Origin of the sequence: Bradyrhizobium guangxiense (assembly GCF_004114915.1) — a bacterium.
Taxonomy (GTDB): domain Bacteria; phylum Pseudomonadota; class Alphaproteobacteria; order Rhizobiales; family Xanthobacteraceae; genus Bradyrhizobium; species Bradyrhizobium guangxiense.
Genome location: NZ_CP022219.1, coordinates 5,460,146 through 5,476,961, shown reverse-complemented (window position 1 = coordinate 5,476,961; position 16,816 = coordinate 5,460,146). Strand labels below are relative to the sequence as shown.

The window sequence follows — 16,816 nt, the reverse complement described above, 5'->3', positions numbered from 1 at the left end:
CATCCTCGCGTGAATGGATCGACTATCAGAAATCCTGATGATCGTATTAAAAGAATTGGCTTGTATGATAGGGGAATTATTTTTCAGAATTCCCAACCATGCACATTGTCGTCATAGGGACCGGAATCGTCGGCGCTTGCACCGCGGCGTGGCTGCAGCGCGATGGCCATGCGGTGACTTTCGTCGATCCGCTGGAGGCGGGCGAGGCCTGCTCCTTCGGCAATGCCGGCTCGCTTTTGCCCAGCGCCTGCCTGCCGGTGGGCATGCCCGGCATGTGGAAGAAGGTGCCGCGCTGGCTGCTGGACCCATTGGGACCGCTGACGGTGCGCTGGGCGTACGCGCCGCACGTGGTGCCGTGGCTCTCGCGCATGCTCCGGCATTCGTCGCGCCAGGAGGTGACGCGGATCGCCACGGCGTTGCGGACGCTGCTGTCGCCGATCTTCGACTGCTACGATCCACTGGTCGCCCATGCCGATGCGCAGGAGCTGGTGCGGCGGAGCGGTTGCCTCTACGTCTTTTCCTCTCGCGAGACAGCGGCGCAGTGGGCCTGGGGCATGAACCTGCGGCGATCGCTGGGCGTGCGGATGCAGGATGTGGAGCAGGACGAGCTGGAAAGTCTCGAGCCTGACCTCAAGGGACGGTTTCGCTTCGGCATCCTGGCGCCCGAGAACGGCTCCACGTCCGATCCATCGGCCCTCGTCAAGGCGCTGTACAATCGCTGCATCGGCGACGGCGCGCGTCACGTTCGCAATCGCGTCCGCGGTTTCGAGCGGCAGGGCCGGCGCGTCACGGCCGTGCTGTTGGAGCACGGTGAGCCGCTGGCGGCGGACGGCGTGGTGGTGGCAGCCGGAGCCTGGTCGGGCGCACTGGCGGCACAGCTCGACAGCCCGGTGATGCTGGAGACGCAGCGCGGTTACCATGTCACCGTGCAGAGCTCGAACCTGGCCCTGCGCCACACCGTGATGGCGGTGGAGCACAATCTGATGGTGAACCCGATGGCGATGGGCCTGCGGCTGGCCGGCACGGTGGAATTCGCCGGCTTGAATGCGCCACCCAACATGGCGCGTGCCGACGCACTGCTTCGTCAGGGGCAGCAATTATTCCCCCACCTGGATACATCGTCCTTCACGCGCTGGATGGGCCATCGTCCCTGTCTTCCCGACAGTCTTCCCGTGGTCGGTCCGGTCCGCGCGGCCGACAACGCCTGGCTCGCCTTCGGCCACGGCCATATGGGCATGTGCATGGGCGCTGCGACCGGCCGCGAGATCGCGCATCTGGTGGCCGGACGTCCGACGCAGGTGGACCTGACGCCGTTTTCGCCGGAGCGCTTCCGTTGAGCGCGTCCTGGTCGCTCGCCGTGGACATGGGTGGCACGTTCGTCGATGCGGTGGCCTTGCGGAGCGACGGGCACGTTGCATCGCTCAAACTTCCGCGCGCCGGACGCCGGCTGGCGGAGCCTGTTGTCGAGGCACTCGATCGGCTGTGCGCGCAGGCGGGCATCGGGGCAGATGACGTCGGCCGCGTCGTGCACGGCTCCACCGTGATCACCAATCTGCTGCTGGAGCTGAACGAGCCGCCGGTGGCCCTTGTCCTGACGCGCGGCATGCGCGACGTACCGGTCCTGGCGCGCCAGGACCGCAAGGAGCTGTATGAGCCGGTGATCATGCCGGCCGTGCCCGAAGCAAAGCTGTTTCCGGAGCCGCTGCGTTTTGAGATCGGCGGGCGCATCGATGCCGAGGGGCGTGAGGTGGAGCCGCTTGAACTGTCGGCCGTGGACGCCATTGCGAATGCAGTGAACGCCGCCGGCGTGCGCGCGCTGGCGGTCGGTCTGTTGTTCTCGCACCGCAATCCGGCGCACGAGCGCGCGCTGCGGGCTGCGCTGCATGCGCGCCTTCCGGGCCTGTACGTTTCGCTGTCCAGCGAAGTCGATCCGCAACCGCGGGAGTTCGAGCGCTGGCTCGTCACGGCGCTGGACGCCTATGCCAAACCGCTGGCGACGGATTATCTGCACGCGCTGGCCGACGCATTGAAGATACGTGGCTTGCCGCCGCTGCGCCTGATGCGATCGGCCGGCGGCACCGCGCCCTGGCATGATCTCGCCGAGCAGCCCATCGGCCTCGCCATGTCCGGTCCCTGCGCGGCGCTGCAGGGCGTGGCCGCCGGCCTCGCAGCCTCCGATCCCGCGATCGTTCTGGATATCGGAGGCACGAGCGCCGACATCAGCATTCTGCTCGACGGCAGGCTGACCTTTACCGACGCGCTGGAATGCGGCGGCTTGCCGATCCGTCAGCGCTGCGCAGATATCACCTCCATCGGCATCGGGGGCGGCAGCGTGGTGTCGGTGCTGCCGGGTGGCGCGCTGCGCCTGGGGCCGCGCTCGCAGGGAGCCTGGCCGGGACCGGCCGCCTTTGGTCTCGGCGGTGACTTGCCGACGCTGAGCGATGCGCTCTGCGTACTGGACCGCTTGCCGCCCCGGCTGGCCGGCGGGATGGTGCTGGACCGCGCCGCCGCGGAGGCCGCACTCAGCGACGTGGCCGGCGCGCTCGGCCTGTCGGTGCTTCGAACCGCTGAAGCCGTCGTGAGCGCGGCCGCTGCCGGAATGGCGGAGGCGCTCAAGACCCACGCCTTTCAGCGTAACTTGGATCCGGCGGATGCGGTGCTCGTCGCCATCGGCGGCGGCGGCGCGCAGCATGCGGCCGAGATCGCTGAACTGGCCGGGATGCGCCGTGTGCTGGTGATGCCGCACGCCGGCGTGATGGCTGCGCTGGGCATGCTTTACAGTCCGGAGCAGGGCGACGTCCGCCTGGCGGCGAGCGAAAGCCCGTGGGATTCGCTGCCGCCGCAAGGCAAGGGGCCCCATTCTCTGTTCGCGCCGATGACCACCGCCTTTGTGCCGGCGGGCTGGTGGTGGCGGCTGACGCCGGATCAGACGCTGGCGCTGGAGGCGAAGTCATGATGCCGCGCGCGCGCGAGGTCCCACCTGATCCGCTCATCGCCCTGCGCATGGAGCCGTTGCGTCTGGCGCTGCAAGGCACGGCCGACCGCATGCAGCATGGCATGATGCGCGCCGCCGTGTCGTCCATCGCCCGCGAGAGCGGCGACTGTGCCGCGGCGCTGTTCCTGCCGGACGGACGCTTGCTCGCCCAGGCGCGCTCGCTGCCGTTGTTGCTGGGATCGCTGATTCCGGCCGTTGCCGGTGTGCTCGCACGCTTTCCGCTCGCAACGATGTCAGAGGGCGACGCCTATCTGCTCAACGACCCCTGGTCCGGCGGCACGCATCTGCCGGACCTGGCTCTGGTCCACCCGATCTTCCACGATGGTGAGGTGATCGCCTTCGCCGCCGCCAATTTGCACCATCAGGATGTCGGGGGCATGGCCGCCGGCTCCATTCCGCCCGACGCAACCGAAGTGTACCAGGAGGGCCTGCGCCTGCCGCCGGTGCGCTGGCGCAGCGCCGAAGGCGTGCGGCCCGATATCGACGCCATCCTGGTCGCCAACTCACGCACGCCTGACAATCTGCGTGGTGACCTGGACGCGCAGTGGACGGCGCTGACGCAAGGCGCGCGCGAACTGAAGGGAATCGCGCGTCACACCGGACCTCGTTTTGCCGAGGTTTGCGATGCCCTGATTACGCAGACCGAACGCATGACCCGCGCCGCTCTTGCGGCCGCGCCCGACGGCGAATGGACCTGGCGCGACCAACTCGACGGCGATGGCATCGACACCGCCCCGGTTTCCATCGCGGTGAGCTTGCGCAAGCAGGGTGACACACTGGTGATCGACTTCGAGGGGACCGCGCCGCAGGTGAGGGGGCCTCTCAATGCATCGCCGGCGGCGATGCTGTCGGCGGCTCTCTTCTTCATGCGGACGCTGGCACCGGACGCACCCAACAATGCCGGTTGCCTTGCGCCACTGACGCTGAAGCTTCCACCCGGCAGCCTGGTCAATCCGGCGCTGCCGGCGGCGGTCAATGCGCGCACGGCGACCGTGAAGCTGGCGTGCAACGCGATTCTCGGAGCCTGGTCACAGTCGGCGAGCGGGATGGGCGTGGCGCCGCACGCTGGGGTGGCCACCGTCCTTGCGCTCAGCGGCACGCGGTCGGACGGGCGGCGCTGGATGTTCACCGAGATCATTGCCAGCGGCGCCGGTGCCAGCGTCCTCGCGCCCGGCCGCGCCGGCGTCTCCACCGACGTCGGCAATGCGCGCAATACCCCCGTGGAGGTGATCGAGACCGAAGCGCCGCTGCGTGTGGAATGTTACGAGATCCGCCGCGGCAGCGGCGGCGCCGGTCTGCAGCGCGGCGGCGACGGCGTGCGGCGCGCCTATCGGCTGCTCGAAGGCCAGGGGTGGATCGCCTATCGCGGCGAGCGCCATGTTGGCCGTGCGCGCGGCGCGCAGGGCGGTCGAGCCGGCGCAACATCGATGGCCCGGGTTTTGCGTGTGGACGGAGCGGTCGAGTTCTTGCCTGCGCGCGCCCGCATCGCGTGGTCCGCCGGCGACCTGCTGATCATCGAGACCGCTGGCGGTGGCGGCTGGGGATCCCCGGCTCCGGCCGAAACCGCCAATCCACCCGCAAGGAGTTGCCCATGATCCGCTTCCTGATTTCGCGCCGCGCGACGCTGGCGTTGGCCGGCCTCGCGATGCTGCTGCCCGCGCCCGGTCATTCGCAAGCCAGCTACCCGAACAGGGCGATCCACATCGTCGTGCCTTTCGCGCCGGGCGGCAGCACCGACGTGCTCGCGCGTCGTGTCGGCGACAAGCTCGCCGCGGCCTGGGGCCAGCCGGTCGTGGTCGACAATCGACCCGGCGCCGGCGGCGCCCTGGGCGCCGACTTCGTGGCCAAATCCGCACCCGACGGCTACACTCTGCTGGCCGGCGTCACCGGCAGCAACGCCATCGCGCAGGCGCTGTACGCCAAATTGCCCTACGACGTGGTCAAGGACTTCGCGCCGCTGTCGACATTGGTGACTGCGCCGCTGGTGCTGGCCGTCAACCCCGACGTGAAGGCGAACACGGCAGCCGAGTTTCTCGCCCTCGCCAAGTCGAAACCGGGCGAATTGACTTTCGGCTCGGCCGGCAACGGCACGTCGATGCATCTCACCGGCGAGATGTACAAGCAGGCGGCCGATGTCTCGATGGTGCACGTTCCCTACCGCGGCAGCGCCGCCATGCTCACCGACCTGATGAGCGGTCAGATCCAGGCCACGTTCGGTGACGTCCTGGTGCTGATGCCGCAGATTCAGGCCGGAAAGATTCGCGCGCTGGCCGTTACCTCGAAAACCAGACACCCCCTGCTGCCGGGCGTGCCGACGCTGGATGAAGCGGGACTGAAGGGTTTCGAGGCGCTGTCATGGCAAGGCTTGTTTGCGCCGGCCGGCACGCCGCCCGAGGTGGTCGAAAAGCTGAGCGCGGAAGTGAACAAAGCGCTGCAATCTCCTGACATCAAGGACTACTTTGCGGCGCAGGGCTTCATCGTCCAGGGCTCGACGCCTGAGGCCTTCAAGGCCTTTATCGCGAGCGAGGTGAACAAGTGGACGCCGATTGTGAAGTATTCGGGTGCCCAGGTGAATTGAGCTGGCGCCGCCGACCTCGTGGCCGGCAAGATCAAGGGGCGCGTCGTAATTGATGTGAAGGCGTAGGATCGCCGCGCACGGCAGGGTACGCAGTCGGCCTATTCGAATAGCCAAGGGCGGCACCGATGGTTCGTGCTGCCTCCATCACGTGAACCGAATACTCCCTGATCTGCTTGCGCTTGACGCGCGTATCGGGCCCGGACATGCCGATCGCTCCAACGAGTTCGCCGGAGCGACCGAGGATCGCACAGGCGCAGGCTGCAATGCCCTCTCGCCACTCGCCGTGCAGCACGGAGGAGTAGCCTTGCGCGCGTGCCAGCTCGATGTCCTCGCGCAGCTCCTCGATCGTCGTTCGCGTCGTCTCCGTGTAGCGCCTGAGATGCGGCCGGAAGCGTTCCAGATAGTCATCAGGCATATGCGCGAGCATCGCCTTCCCGGTCGCCATGGTGAACGCTGGGGCGCGCATTCCCACGCTGGTATGGGCGCGGATATGGTGCGCGCTTTCGATCTTGTCGACGTAGACGACGTCGGTATCCTCGAGTACGGACAGGTGAATGGTTTCGCCGGTGATCTCGGCGAGCTTCGTCATTGCCGGTCGCGCGACGTTGATGAGATCCATCCGGTGAATGACGTGGCTGCCGAGCGCCCAGATCTTGGTCGTGAGCTCGTAGGTGCTGTGCGGGGGGATCTGGCGCACATAGCCTTGGGACTGCAGGGTCATCAGCAGCCGATGCACGTTGCTCTTGGTGAGCTTCAGCTCGCTCGCGAGGTCGGTGACCCCGCGGGGCTGCTCGCTCAGAGCAAGTGCTTCCAAAAGACGCAGTCCCTTGGTGAAAGCCTTATCCATCCGCCAGCCAAAATAGAATGATCTTTCACTGCCTCTAGCATGGACGCGCGATCGGCAACAGCCTGCGTGTGGGATCGGCCCCGATCCTCCTTGGGGTCGGGGCCGGTCAGACGCCTACTGAGCCAGCAGGGCGTTGAGCTTCTCCTGCCCGTACTCTTCATTGGTCGAGTTTCCGGCCGGCGAAGCTGCACCCCAATAGTCCGGGCTCCATTCGATTGCTTTGGAGACGTTGTCCGGGTTGTTGGCCCAGTAGCGGGCGAGCTTCTTGTCGGTCGCGGCCGCGAACACGACCGAGGAGGGGAGGGCGACCGGGAAGGTCGAGGTGAGCTGCGCCGCGCGCTTGGGCTCGAGCCGCCAGGAAAGCAGCTTCAGCGCGTTATCGTAGTTCGGCGCTCCCTTGGGGATCGAGAAGAAGTCGTAGTAGACGAAACCCTGATTGAAGGTCAGCTCGATCGGGGCGCCCTCCAGGGCGAGCTTGCTCATCGAGCCGGTATAGGCCATGCACATGTCGGCCTCGCCGTCGAGCAGGAGCTGCGGCGGCTGCGCGGCCGTGGTCCACCATTTGGCTATATGGGGTTTGATCTCCTTGACCTTCTTCAGCGCCCGCTCCATGTCGATCGGGTAGAGCTTGCTCTTCTCTACGCCGTCGGCCATCAGCGCCGCTTCGAATACGAAACGCGGCCAAGCCGGCATGCAGCGCCGGCCGGGGAATTTCTTCACGTCCCAAAAGTCGGCCCAGTTCGTCGGTACGTTTTCCCCCTTGTACTTGTCCTTGTTGTAGACGAGGCCGACGCCGATCACCTGCAGCGCCACGCCCTTCTTGCGTTTCAGATTGTCCGGCATCGCCGCCAGCGTCTGTTTCGCCGCGTCGGACAGCTTGGAATAGTCGATGTCGGCCAGGCAGCAGTCGCCGAGCAGCTTCGTCTCCTGGTCGAAGATGAACGTCAGATCCCATTGCGCTTTGCCGGCTTCGGCTTGAGCCTTGATGCGCGGGCCGCTACGGGCCTCCTGGACGGTGACGACCTTGATGCCGGTGTCCTTCTCAAACGGGTCGTACATGACCTTGCGCAATGCATCGCCATATCCGCCGCCGGGATCTTGCATGATCACGACATTGCTCTGCGCGTGAGTCAGACCCGTTCCGATCGCCACGGACAAGGCCGTGGCCAACACGGAAGCCGATAATCGCAAGTGTTTCATTCCCAGCATCCTCTTTTTCCTCCACTTGAAATTGATACTTGTCACGTTGCCTTCCGCGACGTGGCGAGAACGGGTCGTGCAAGAACCAGCCCTGCGACCACCAGCAGCACCTCCAGCGTCGAGACCACGGCCAGCACCGGATTGAGCCGATAATTGATGTCGCCCCACAGCATGAGCGGAAGTGTCTTCAGCTGCGCGCTCGACAGGAACAGCGTCAGCACCAACTCGTCGAACGAGTGCAGGAAGGCGAAGAACGCCGCAGCAGCCAGGCCCGGCATGATGGCAGGCAGTGTCACCAGGCGGAACACCGTCAGGGGCGATGCGCCATGGACGGCGGCCGCCTGTTCGAGCCTGGCATCGACGCCTTGAAGCGATGCGGACAGGATCACCACGACGATGGGAAGGCCGCCGATCGCATGCGCCGCGGCAAGGCCGAAGACGGAGCCGACGAGATCGAAACGCAGGAACAGGCTGTAGAGCGACAGGCCGAGCACGACCGGAGGAACGATGATCGGACTGACGAGCAGCAGCATGATGGCGGATTTGCCGCGAATGCTGCTTCTGACGATGCCGAGCGCGGCCGACGCCCCGAGCACGATCGCAATTCCGGCCGACATCGCCGCGACGATCAGGGATGTCCAGAACGCCCGCATCCAGTTCGAATCGGAGAAGAACTGCTCGTACCAGCGCAGTGAGAAGCCTGGCGGCGGGAAGGTCAGATAGCTTGCGTTGCTGAAGGAAATGATCATCACCACGATGATCGGCAGGATGAGAATGGCGATGACCATGCCGCCCATGATACGAACGGTCCAAGTTCCGCAGCTCGCCGGCAGACGCCCGAACAGCCGCAGCAGCGGCCAGCCGATCAGATCGGCAGCTATGGCGCCGAGATTGCGCTGGCTGACATCGGCGGCGGTGCGGGGGGTCGCTCTTGGTGTGGCTTCCGTCAGCTTGCGGCCGCCCCAAATGAACTCGAAGCCGAGGAAGCGTCCGGCCACCGCGACCACCGCCAATATGATCGTCAGCAGCACCACGCCCAAGGCCTGCAGGAATCCTTCAGACGTGACGGAGTCCGCCTGCTGGGTGATATGCATTGCAAACATCTGGTCACCGGGTCCCCCGAGCAGGGTTGGCGTAATGAAGAAGCCGATGGCGGCGACGAAGACCAGCAGGAAGCCGGCGCCCATTCCAGGCAAGGTCAGCGGCAGCATCACGCGCCAGAATGCCGCAATGGGCCCGGCGCCGCTCGCCAGCGCCGCGCGGGTCAGGCTTTGGTCAAGGCGCGCCACGCTGGAATAGATCGTCAGCACCATCAGCGGCAGAAGCACCGCGGTCATGCCGAGAAGCACCGTGCCGCGATTGAAGAGAAGCTGCACGGGCTCGCTCAGTATGCCGATCGAAACCAGCAGCTTGTTGACCGGCCCATTGCGGCCGAGCAGGACCATCCAGGCGTAGGTCCGGATCAGGATGGCAATGAAATAGGGCAGCACGATCGCGGTCGCGATCAGCACCTGAACGATGCCGCGACTGCGGTGAATGAGCAGCGCAGTCGGATATCCGAACAGCAGGCACAGGCCCGCAACGGTGACCGAGATCTGCATCGTGCGGACGAGCGAATCCCAATAGAGCGGTATCGCGAACACGCGCTCGAAGTAAGACGACCACGATGGCCCGCTCAGGCTGATCCGGATGAGATCGATCAGCGGCAGGAGATAGATGAAGGCCAGAAATGCGAGCGCAGGCAGGAGCAGCGGCGCGGGATCCCTCAACCTCCTGACGAGATCGAGATCCGCAGGACGGTCTGTCTGGAGGCCGATCGATGCCGAGGTCATGCAAGCACCCAGCAGTCCGCGGCGCCCCAACTCACGTGCAGGCGATCCCCGACGGTCGGCAGGGGCCGGTCGGCCATGTCAGTACACCTGATCAGAAGCGGCTCTCCGCCATCTATTTGGGCCTCGATCCGCAGGATCTCGCCGAGGAAGATCGCAGACGTGACGCTGACGGGCACGGAATTCGCAGTCGGTTCGTTCGACACGGCGATGCGTTCCGGGCGCACGAGCACGGTTGCGCGCCCGACGTCGATCGTGTCCCGGCTTTCGGCGCTGAACACGTATCCTGCGCGGTTCTTCATCGTCAGCGTCGATCCGCGCTTCTGCAGGATCTCCGCCTCGACCAGATTGCTCTCGCCGACGAAAGAGGCGACGAAGCGATCGGTCGGATGTCGATAGATGTCCAGCGGACGGCCGATTTGAACGATCCTGCCGGCGTTGAGCACTGCGATGCGGTCGCTCATGGTCAGGGCTTCGCCCTGGTCATGCGTGACGAACAGGATGGTGCTGCCGATGGTCTGATGAAGATCGCGGATCTCGATCTGGATCTGCTCGCGCAGCCGCCTGTCGAGGGCACTGAGCGGTTCGTCCATCAGCACGACCTTGGGCCGCTTGACGATGGCGCGCGCGATCGCGACGCGCTGCTGCTGCCCGCCAGACATCTGAGAGGGAGATTTCGCCGCATGCTCGGTCAGCCGCATGATCTCCAGCGTTTCGGCGACGCGTCGCTCCGCAGTCGCCCGATCGACGCCCGCCATGCGAAGCGGAAACGCGACGTTCTGGCTGACCGTCATGTTCGGAAACAGCGCATAGCTCTGGAACACCATGCCGAAGCCGCGCTTGTGCGTGGGTACGTTGTGGACAGGCTTTCCGTCGACCAGGATCTCGCCGCTGTCGAGGCTCTGGAATCCGGCCACGAGATTGAGCAGCGTCGTCTTTCCGCTGCCGGAGGGGCCAAGAAGCGTGATGAATTCGCCTGGTTCGATGTCGATGCTGATCCGGTCGACGGCATGAAAGCTGCCGTAGGTCTTCACCGCGTCGCGGACGGCGATGCTCGATCCGATCGCGTCGCGTTCCCTGAGGCGGCCGGTCAGCAATGCCCGAACATTCGCATCGCCGGAGCGCATCGCGCGCTGAGCCGCGGGCTCACCCATTCTTTCCTCCCAGCATGTTCTATATTGTAGAACGTTATTCCAATTATTGTTGGCGTAACGGGGCATCTTGTCAAGTCGACCTGACTGATCGCAGCGCAATGGCACGCGGCTGTGGCCGGCTGTGCAAGCGGAAGTCCTGCAAATGAAGGCCTCGCAGGCAACCCAGATTGACAGCGTCGTCGAAATCCGCCTAACATAAATTTGGAATTACGTTCTATAATATAGAACAACATAGGGGGGATGATGGTGTTGAGCGAGCCTCGCGCAATGGCGAAGCACATCGAGCCGGGCATGCGCGTGGCGCTGCCGGTCGATTATGCCGGCGTCTCCATGGCCATGACGCAGCCGATCATCGAGCATGGCGCGGGCAATCTCGATCTCGTCTGCGTGCCGACCGGCGGATTGCAGGTCGACCAGCTGATCGGTGCAGGTCTGGTTCGGACGGTGGAGACCAGCGCCGTCTCGCTGGGTGAGGCAGGCGGAGCGCCAAGGGTCAACGCCGCTGTCAAGGAGGGCGCGGTTCGATTGAAGGACGCCACGTGTCCCGCCATCCATGCGGGCCTGATGGCGGCGCAGAAGGGCAGTCCCTTCATGCCGCTCCGGGGGCTGATCGGAACGGACCTGCTCCGCCATCGCGATGATTGGCGCGTCGTCGACAATCCGCTGGCGGACGGGGGTGATCCGATCGTGCTGATTCCGGCCATCAAGCCCGACGTCACGATCTTCCACGTGCCCATGGCTGATCGCTTCGGCAATGTCTGGATCGGACGGCGCCGCGAGCTTGCCGCAATGGCTTACGCCTCGCGGCTCGTTCTCGTCACGGTGGAGCGGGGCGTCGAGGAGAATCTGCTTGCGGATGAGATGTGCGCCGCCGGCGTGCTGCCGGCGCTCTACGTCACGGCGGTGGCGCGTGCTCCAAAGGGGGCGTGGCCATACGGTCTATGGGGCGAGTATCCGGCCGACAGCGCAGAGATCGCACGCTACGCGAAAGCGGCACGAACGGCCGATGGCTTCTCGGCCTATATGGCCCAGACGCAGATGGAGCCCGCGTGATGGCCGAGGTCCTTCCTCGCGAAGTGCTGATCTGCACGATCGCGCGGCTGCTCGATGGTGTCAGGCATGTCGCGGTCGGAGCGTCATCTCCCATTCCTGCGGCCGGCGCGATGCTGCTGCGTGCAATGAAGGAAGCGGACGGCGCCGTCGGTCCCCGCATCTCCATTCTCGGCTCTGTCGAGCATAATTTCTTCACCAACGGTTCGGCCGAGCTGTTCGATTGCGCGGGTCAGGGCCGAATCGATGCGTTCTTCCTCGGCGGCGGCCAGATCGACGGCTTCGGCAACGTGAACCTCGTCGGCGCCGGCGACTATCCGCGTTCGAGCGTGCGCTGGCCAGGCTCGTTCGGATCGGCCTATCTCTATTTCGTCGTGCCGCGCGTCATCCTGTTCCGCGAGGAGCATACCCCGCGCGTGTTCGTCGAGAAGGTGGACTTTATCAGTGCCCCGGGTGTCAGTCCCGAGGGCGTCTTCCGGAGCGGCGGCCCTATTGCTCTCTTGACCGGCAAGGGACTCTTTCGATTCGACAAGACGCGGCCGGGGTTCGAGCTGGAAAGTGTTCACCCCGGGCACGATCTTGCGGAGATCAAGCAAGCGACCGGCTTTCGGTTCGAGCATGACGCCGCGCCGCGGCAGACCTCGCTGCCGGATCGAGCGACGCTCGATCTGCTCCGCGGCCGCGTGTTCGACGAGCTCGCCGAGACCTATCCCGAATTCGCCGCGCAGATGCGGCGCGATCTTGGGACGGTCGACGCATGAGCAGGATCAAGCGGGTCCCGCATTGCAGCCATTGGGGTGCGTACACGATCCTGGTCGAGGACGATCGCATCGTGGGCGTCGAACCGTTCGAGCACGATCCGGCGCCTTCCCCGATCATCTATTCCATTGCCGAATGGGCCAACCCCGAGCGGCGCGTGCTGCGACCGATGGTCCGCTCGGGCTGGCTCGACAAACGCGAGAAGAGCGACCGCCGGGGCCGCGGCCGGGAGAAGTTCGTGCCGGTGAGCTGGGACGAGGTGACGACGCTGGTCGCCGACGAGGTGCGCCGCGTCGCCGGCACCTTCGGCAACGCGTCGATCTTCGCGGGTTCCTATGGCTGGACCAACTCCGGCCGCCTGCATCATGCCTCTTCGCTTCTGAAGCGCATGCTCAATCTGGTTGGCGGCTTCACCAGGCACGTCGATACCTATTCGATCGCGGCAGGTCCCGTGATCTTGCGCCACACGCTGGGCAGCGACGACGCATGCGGCGGCCGCGCCAACACGCTCGACACGATCGCACAGCACACCGAGACGCTGGTGGTGTTCGGCGCTCTGTCGCCGCGAACGGCCCAAAACGAGGCCGGGGGAATCGGCAGCCACCGGCTCGAAACCTATCTCAGGCAGATCGTCGAACGCGGCGTCAAGGTCATTCACGTCTCGCCGCTGAAGGATGATCTGCCCGATTGGGTCAACGCCGAATGGTGGCCGATCCGGCCGAACACAGACACGGCGCTGATGCTCGGCCTTGCCGGCGAGATCGTGAAGGCGGGCCGGCACGATACCGATTTCCTCGCGCGCTGTACCAGCGGCGCGGATCGCTTGCTTGGCTATCTGGAAGGCAAGACGGACGGCGCGCGCAAGGAGGCGGTGTGGGCCGCGAGCATCTGCGGCCTCGATGCGGACAAGATCGCGCGGCTGGCAAGCCGCCTGGTCGACACGCGCAGCATGCTGACCGTGAGCTGGAGCCTGCAGCGTGCCCATCACGGCGAACAGCCGTTCTGGGCGGCGCTCGGACTTGCATCGATTGTCGGCCAGATCGGATTGCCAGGCGGCGGCGTCGGTTACGGCTACGCTTCCCTGGGGGGCGTGGGGGCCCCACTCAACCTCGGCAGGTCGCCGGCTATTTCACAACTGACCAGGCCAATCGACAGCTTCATCCCGGTGGCGCGGATCAGCGACATGCTGCTCAATCCCGGCGGCCCATTCAGCTACGAAGGCGAGGTCCGCACCTATCCGGATACGAGGCTGGTTTATTGGGCGGGCGGCAATCCCTACCACCATCACCAGGACCTCAATCGCCTGTCGGAAGCCTGGACGAGGCCCGAAACGATCATCGTGCAGGACCCGATGTTCACGGCGACAGCCCAGCGGGCCGACATCGTGCTGCCGGCAACCACGTCAATCGAGCGCAACGATCTTGCCGGCAACAGGCGCTCCGACTTTATCCTGGCGATGAAGAAGGCGATCGAGCCGCTGGGCGAATCCCGCTCCGACTTCGAGATCTTCAACGCGATTGCAGCCAAGCTTGGAGTGGCCGATCGATTTAACGAAGGCCGAGATGAAATAGGCTGGATTCGGCATCTCTACGAGGCCTGCCGCAGCGACGCTTCGCAGCGCTTCGGCTTCGCGATGCCGGATTTCGATGCGTTCTGGGAAGTGGGCTATGCCCGCTGCCCGGTCGAGGCAGAGCACACCTTCCTGGCCGACTTCCGCAACGAGCCGAAGGAGCATGCGCTCAGGACCGAAAGCGGAAAGATCGTGCTCGGCAGCGAGAACCTGGCCGGCCTGCACTATGCAGACTGCCGCCCGCATCCCGCCTGGATCGAACCGGCCGAGTGGCTCCGCAATGCTGCCGACGCCGGCCAAATGCACCTCATCTCGCAGCAGCCGGCTGGCCGTCTTCACAGTCAGCTCGAAACCGGGGGATCGAGCCGGGCCATGAAGCGCAATGGCCGTGAACAAGCTCGCCTTCATCCCGACGACGCGGCTGCCCTCGGCATCGCCGACGGCCAGACGATCCGCATTTGGAACGGCCGCGGGGAGTGCCTTGCGACGGCAGAGGTCACCGACACGGTCCGTCCGGGCGTGCTGGTGCTTCCGACCGGTGCCTGGTTCACGCCGACAGGCAATAGCGGCCTGGAGATCGCCGGTAATCCGAACGTGCTCACGCTCGATATCGGCACGTCTCAATTCGGCCAGGGCTGTTCGGCCCACCCCTGCCTCGTGCGAGTCGAGCCGTACGCCGCCGATCGACGCGATGCGTTCGAGGCCTATCAGGAAACGCTCGTCGCGCTCGCGGCAGTCTAACAGGAGCTTGGAACATGTCTGCGCCCGCCATCCGCCGCTTTCCCGTGCCCGACATCGCGGCGCTCCCCGAGGATATCCGCACGCGCATCGAGGCGGTTCAGGAGAAGTCCGGCTTCGTCCCCAACGTCTTCCTGACGCTGGCACATCGTCCGGACGAGTTCCGGGCGTTCTTCGCCTATCACGACGCTCTGATGGATAAGCCCGGGCCGATCACCAAGGCCGAGCGCGAAATGATCGTTGTCGCGACCAGCAGCGCCAATCAATGCCAGTATTGCGTCGTGGCACACGGCGCCATCCTGCGCGTGCGCGCGAAGAATCCGCTGATCGCGGACCAGGTCGCCGCCAATTACCGCAAGGCCGATATCACCGCCCGGCAGAGGGCGATGCTCGATTTCGCGATGAAGGTCTCGGCGCGCGCCTATGAGGTGGACGATTCCGACGTCGAGGATCTCAAGGGTCACGGATTCACCGAGGAGGACGCCTGGGACATTGCGGCCATCGCTGCATTCTTCGGCATGTCGAACCGCCTCGCCAACGTCACCAGCATGCGCCCGAACGACGAGTTCTTCGCGATGGGACGCTGAACGCCGCGGACGAGAACTGCAATGGTATCGCTGGTCATCGACAGACGCTTCCGGGGCCCGCCCAACTCCGGCAACGGAGGCTATGTATGCGGATGTCTCGCAAGGCACGCCGCGGGAGACGTCGAAGTGACGTTGCGCGTCCCGCCGCCGCTGGAGCGGTCGCTCGAGGTGTTGACGGGGGCCGACGGCGGAATCGAGTTGCGCGAGAACGACAGGCTGCTCGCCACGGCGCGTGCAACAGGCATCGATGTGCCTGATGTTCCCAGGGTGAGCTACGAGGCGGCCGAAGAGGCGGCCGGCCGAACACCTTACGACGAGCAGACCCACGACCTTCCGACTTGCTTTGTCTGTGGCCCCGCGCGTGCCCAGGGCGACGGTCTGCGCATATTCGCCGGTCCGCTGCAGGCGGCGCTGCCCTCGGGCAGGCCTGTCGTGTTCGCGGCGCCCTGGGTGCCTGATGGCAGCCTGTACGGTGCGGACGGCTATGTCGCGACCGAGTTCGTCTGGGCCGCTCTCGACTGCCCGACCGGCTATTGCAGCGTTGGCGCCCGGCACCTGGGATTGAAGGGCGACGAAACGGCGCTGCTCGGACGCATGGCCGCTCGGATCGATCGCCGGCCGCGTCCCGGAGATCGATGCGTGGTGGTGGCGTGGCCGACCGGGCGGGAAGGCCGCAAGCTCTTTGCCGAGAGCGCCTTGCTCGATGCGCAGCAGGAGGTGTTGGCGGTAGCACGAACGACGTGGCTGCTGGTCGACCGGCAGGGTCAACTCGGAGCGATGGCATGAACGAGAGGGGGAGCAGCGTATGACCAGCCGCGAAGCAGAGCTCGAACTTCGCCAGTCCATCATCGACGCGTGCCGCGAGATGGCGGCGCAAGGCATCAACCAGGGAACGTCCGGAAACATCAGCGTCCGAACCGACGACGGCATCCTGCTCACGCCGTCCGGTGTTCCATACGACCGCATGAAGCCCGAAGATATCGTGGCCATGAAGTGGGACGGCTCGTGGACCGCGTCGGCCGGCAACGTTCCGTCGACGGAGTGGCGCTTTCACCTCGACATCCTGAAATCGAAGCCGGAGGTCGGCGCCGTCGTCCACGCCCATCCGGTCTTCTGCACCATCATCGCGATCATGAACCGCTCCATCCCTGCGATTCACTACATGATCGCCGCAGCCGGCGGAAACGACATCCCCTGTGCGCCCTATGCTCAATACGGCACCGCCGAGCTGTCGCAGGCGGCCCTGAACGCGCTTCGCTATCGCCGGGCCTGCCTCCTCGCACATCACGGATTGATCGCCATCGGCCCCAACCTGCGCAAGGCCCTGTGGCTCGCAGTGGAGGTTGAGGTGCTCGCCAAGCAGTATCACGGCTGTCTTCAACTTGGCTCTCCTCCGCTGCTGCCCAACGAGGAAATCGACAGCATCCTGAAGCGATGGGGACAGTACGGCCTGCGCGATAACGGCGGCACGCCCAAGATTCCCCAGCGGTCGAGCTAAATCACGATCCA

Annotated in this window: 14 protein-coding genes; 10 read left to right on the top strand and 4 right to left on the bottom strand. The window is 65.4% G+C overall.

The features are described 5' to 3' along the window. Positions 1 to 98: 98 nt before the first annotated feature. Genes X268_RS26190 through X268_RS26175 form a run of 4 tightly spaced genes read left to right on the top strand, consistent with a single transcriptional unit; the run spans position 99 to position 5,573 of the window. Entirely contained in the window at positions 99 to 1,337 is a 1,239-nt protein-coding gene (locus X268_RS26190) for an NAD(P)/FAD-dependent oxidoreductase (protein WP_128927607.1), read from the top strand. Continuing rightward, the gene (locus tag X268_RS26185; RefSeq protein ID WP_128927606.1) at positions 1,334 to 2,956 is read left to right on the top strand and encodes a hydantoinase/oxoprolinase family protein; all 1,623 of its coding nucleotides are present in this window, start codon (positions 1,334 to 1,336) and stop codon (positions 2,954 to 2,956) included. Before X268_RS26190 ends, X268_RS26185 begins: the two co-directional genes overlap by 4 nt. Continuing rightward, a complete protein-coding gene (locus X268_RS26180; protein WP_128927605.1) occupies positions 2,953 to 4,590 on the top strand; it encodes a hydantoinase B/oxoprolinase family protein in 1,638 nt (545 codons plus the stop codon). Before X268_RS26185 ends, X268_RS26180 begins: the two co-directional genes overlap by 4 nt. Next, positions 4,587 to 5,573, top strand: coding sequence for a Bug family tripartite tricarboxylate transporter substrate binding protein (locus X268_RS26175; RefSeq protein ID WP_128927604.1), 987 nt, complete (start codon positions 4,587 to 4,589; stop codon positions 5,571 to 5,573). The genes X268_RS26180 and X268_RS26175 overlap by 4 nt, the downstream gene beginning before the upstream one ends. Positions 5,574 to 5,604: 31 nt before the next feature. On the opposite strand, the gene X268_RS26170 is transcribed toward X268_RS26175, so the two are convergent. The 4 genes from X268_RS26170 to X268_RS26155 form a co-directional block, all read right to left on the bottom strand. Beyond that, the gene (locus X268_RS26170) at positions 5,605 to 6,420 is read right to left on the bottom strand and encodes an IclR family transcriptional regulator (RefSeq protein WP_128927603.1); all 816 of its coding nucleotides are present in this window, start codon (positions 6,418 to 6,420) and stop codon (positions 5,605 to 5,607) included. A 114-nt stretch (positions 6,421 to 6,534) separates the two neighbouring features. After that, positions 6,535 to 7,524 carry an extracellular solute-binding protein gene (locus tag X268_RS26165; RefSeq protein ID WP_245477980.1) on the bottom strand — a complete coding sequence of 330 codons (990 nt, stop codon included), beginning with the start codon at positions 7,522 to 7,524 and terminating at the stop codon, positions 6,535 to 6,537. 137 nt (positions 7,525 to 7,661) lie between these two features. Beyond that, on the bottom strand, positions 7,662 to 9,452 hold the full coding sequence (locus tag X268_RS26160; protein WP_128927601.1) for an ABC transporter permease subunit: 1,791 nt from the start codon (positions 9,450 to 9,452) through the stop codon (positions 7,662 to 7,664). Beyond that, positions 9,449 to 10,603: an ABC transporter ATP-binding protein gene (locus X268_RS26155; RefSeq protein ID WP_128927600.1), complete on the bottom strand. Its 1,155-nt coding sequence runs from the start codon at positions 10,601 to 10,603 to the stop codon at positions 9,449 to 9,451. The genes X268_RS26160 and X268_RS26155 overlap by 4 nt, the downstream gene beginning before the upstream one ends. 267 nt (positions 10,604 to 10,870) lie before the next feature. Between X268_RS26155 and X268_RS26150 the strand changes: the two genes are divergently transcribed. From X268_RS26150 to X268_RS26125, 6 genes are read left to right on the top strand one after another with little or no spacing between them, the layout of a single operon-like run. Beyond that, positions 10,871 to 11,656: a CoA transferase subunit A gene (locus X268_RS26150; RefSeq protein ID WP_245477657.1), complete on the top strand. Its 786-nt coding sequence runs from the start codon at positions 10,871 to 10,873 to the stop codon at positions 11,654 to 11,656. Then, complete coding sequence (locus X268_RS26145) at positions 11,656 to 12,414, top strand: CoA transferase (protein ID WP_128927598.1); 759 nt, start codon at positions 11,656 to 11,658, stop codon at positions 12,412 to 12,414. The genes X268_RS26150 and X268_RS26145 overlap by 1 nt, the downstream gene beginning before the upstream one ends. After that, complete coding sequence (locus X268_RS26140) at positions 12,411 to 14,723, top strand: molybdopterin-dependent oxidoreductase (RefSeq protein ID WP_128927597.1); 2,313 nt, start codon at positions 12,411 to 12,413, stop codon at positions 14,721 to 14,723. The genes X268_RS26145 and X268_RS26140 overlap by 4 nt, the downstream gene beginning before the upstream one ends. Before the next feature lie 14 nt (positions 14,724 to 14,737). Beyond that, entirely contained in the window at positions 14,738 to 15,307 is a 570-nt protein-coding gene (locus tag X268_RS26135) for a peroxidase-related enzyme (RefSeq protein ID WP_128927596.1), read from the top strand. Between the two features lie 21 nt (positions 15,308 to 15,328). Further along, complete coding sequence (locus X268_RS26130; protein WP_128927595.1) at positions 15,329 to 16,093, top strand: hotdog family protein; 765 nt, start codon at positions 15,329 to 15,331, stop codon at positions 16,091 to 16,093. Positions 16,094 to 16,112: 19 nt separating this feature from the next. Further along, the gene (locus X268_RS26125; RefSeq protein ID WP_128927594.1) at positions 16,113 to 16,805 is read left to right on the top strand and encodes an L-fuculose-phosphate aldolase; all 693 of its coding nucleotides are present in this window, start codon (positions 16,113 to 16,115) and stop codon (positions 16,803 to 16,805) included. Positions 16,806 to 16,816 lie beyond the last annotated feature (11 nt).

Bases quoted from the DNA above. Each gene is read 5' to 3' on its own strand.
- X268_RS26140 (WP_128927597.1), top strand. From the start codon at position 12,411: ATGAGCAGGATCAAGCGGGTCCCGCATTGCAGCCATTGGGGTGCGTAC.
- X268_RS26145 (WP_128927598.1), top strand. From the start codon at position 11,656: ATGGCCGAGGTCCTTCCTCGCGAAGTGCTGATCTGCACGATCGCGCGG.
- X268_RS26170 (WP_128927603.1), bottom strand. From the start codon at position 6,420: ATGGATAAGGCTTTCACCAAGGGACTGCGTCTTTTGGAAGCACTTGCT.
- X268_RS26150 (WP_245477657.1), top strand. From the start codon at position 10,871: ATGGCGAAGCACATCGAGCCGGGCATGCGCGTGGCGCTGCCGGTCGAT.
- X268_RS26135 (WP_128927596.1), top strand. From the start codon at position 14,738: ATGTCTGCGCCCGCCATCCGCCGCTTTCCCGTGCCCGACATCGCGGCG.
- X268_RS26155 (WP_128927600.1), bottom strand. From the start codon at position 10,603: ATGGGTGAGCCCGCGGCTCAGCGCGCGATGCGCTCCGGCGATGCGAAT.
- X268_RS26180 (WP_128927605.1), top strand. From the start codon at position 2,953: ATGATGCCGCGCGCGCGCGAGGTCCCACCTGATCCGCTCATCGCCCTG.
- X268_RS26165 (WP_245477980.1), bottom strand. From the start codon at position 7,524: ATGCAAGATCCCGGCGGCGGATATGGCGATGCATTGCGCAAGGTCATG.
- X268_RS26160 (WP_128927601.1), bottom strand. From the start codon at position 9,452: ATGACCTCGGCATCGATCGGCCTCCAGACAGACCGTCCTGCGGATCTC.
- X268_RS26130 (WP_128927595.1), top strand. From the start codon at position 15,329: ATGGTATCGCTGGTCATCGACAGACGCTTCCGGGGCCCGCCCAACTCC.
- X268_RS26190 (WP_128927607.1), top strand. From the start codon at position 99: ATGCACATTGTCGTCATAGGGACCGGAATCGTCGGCGCTTGCACCGCG.
- X268_RS26125 (WP_128927594.1), top strand. From the start codon at position 16,113: ATGACCAGCCGCGAAGCAGAGCTCGAACTTCGCCAGTCCATCATCGAC.
- X268_RS26175 (WP_128927604.1), top strand. From the start codon at position 4,587: ATGATCCGCTTCCTGATTTCGCGCCGCGCGACGCTGGCGTTGGCCGGC.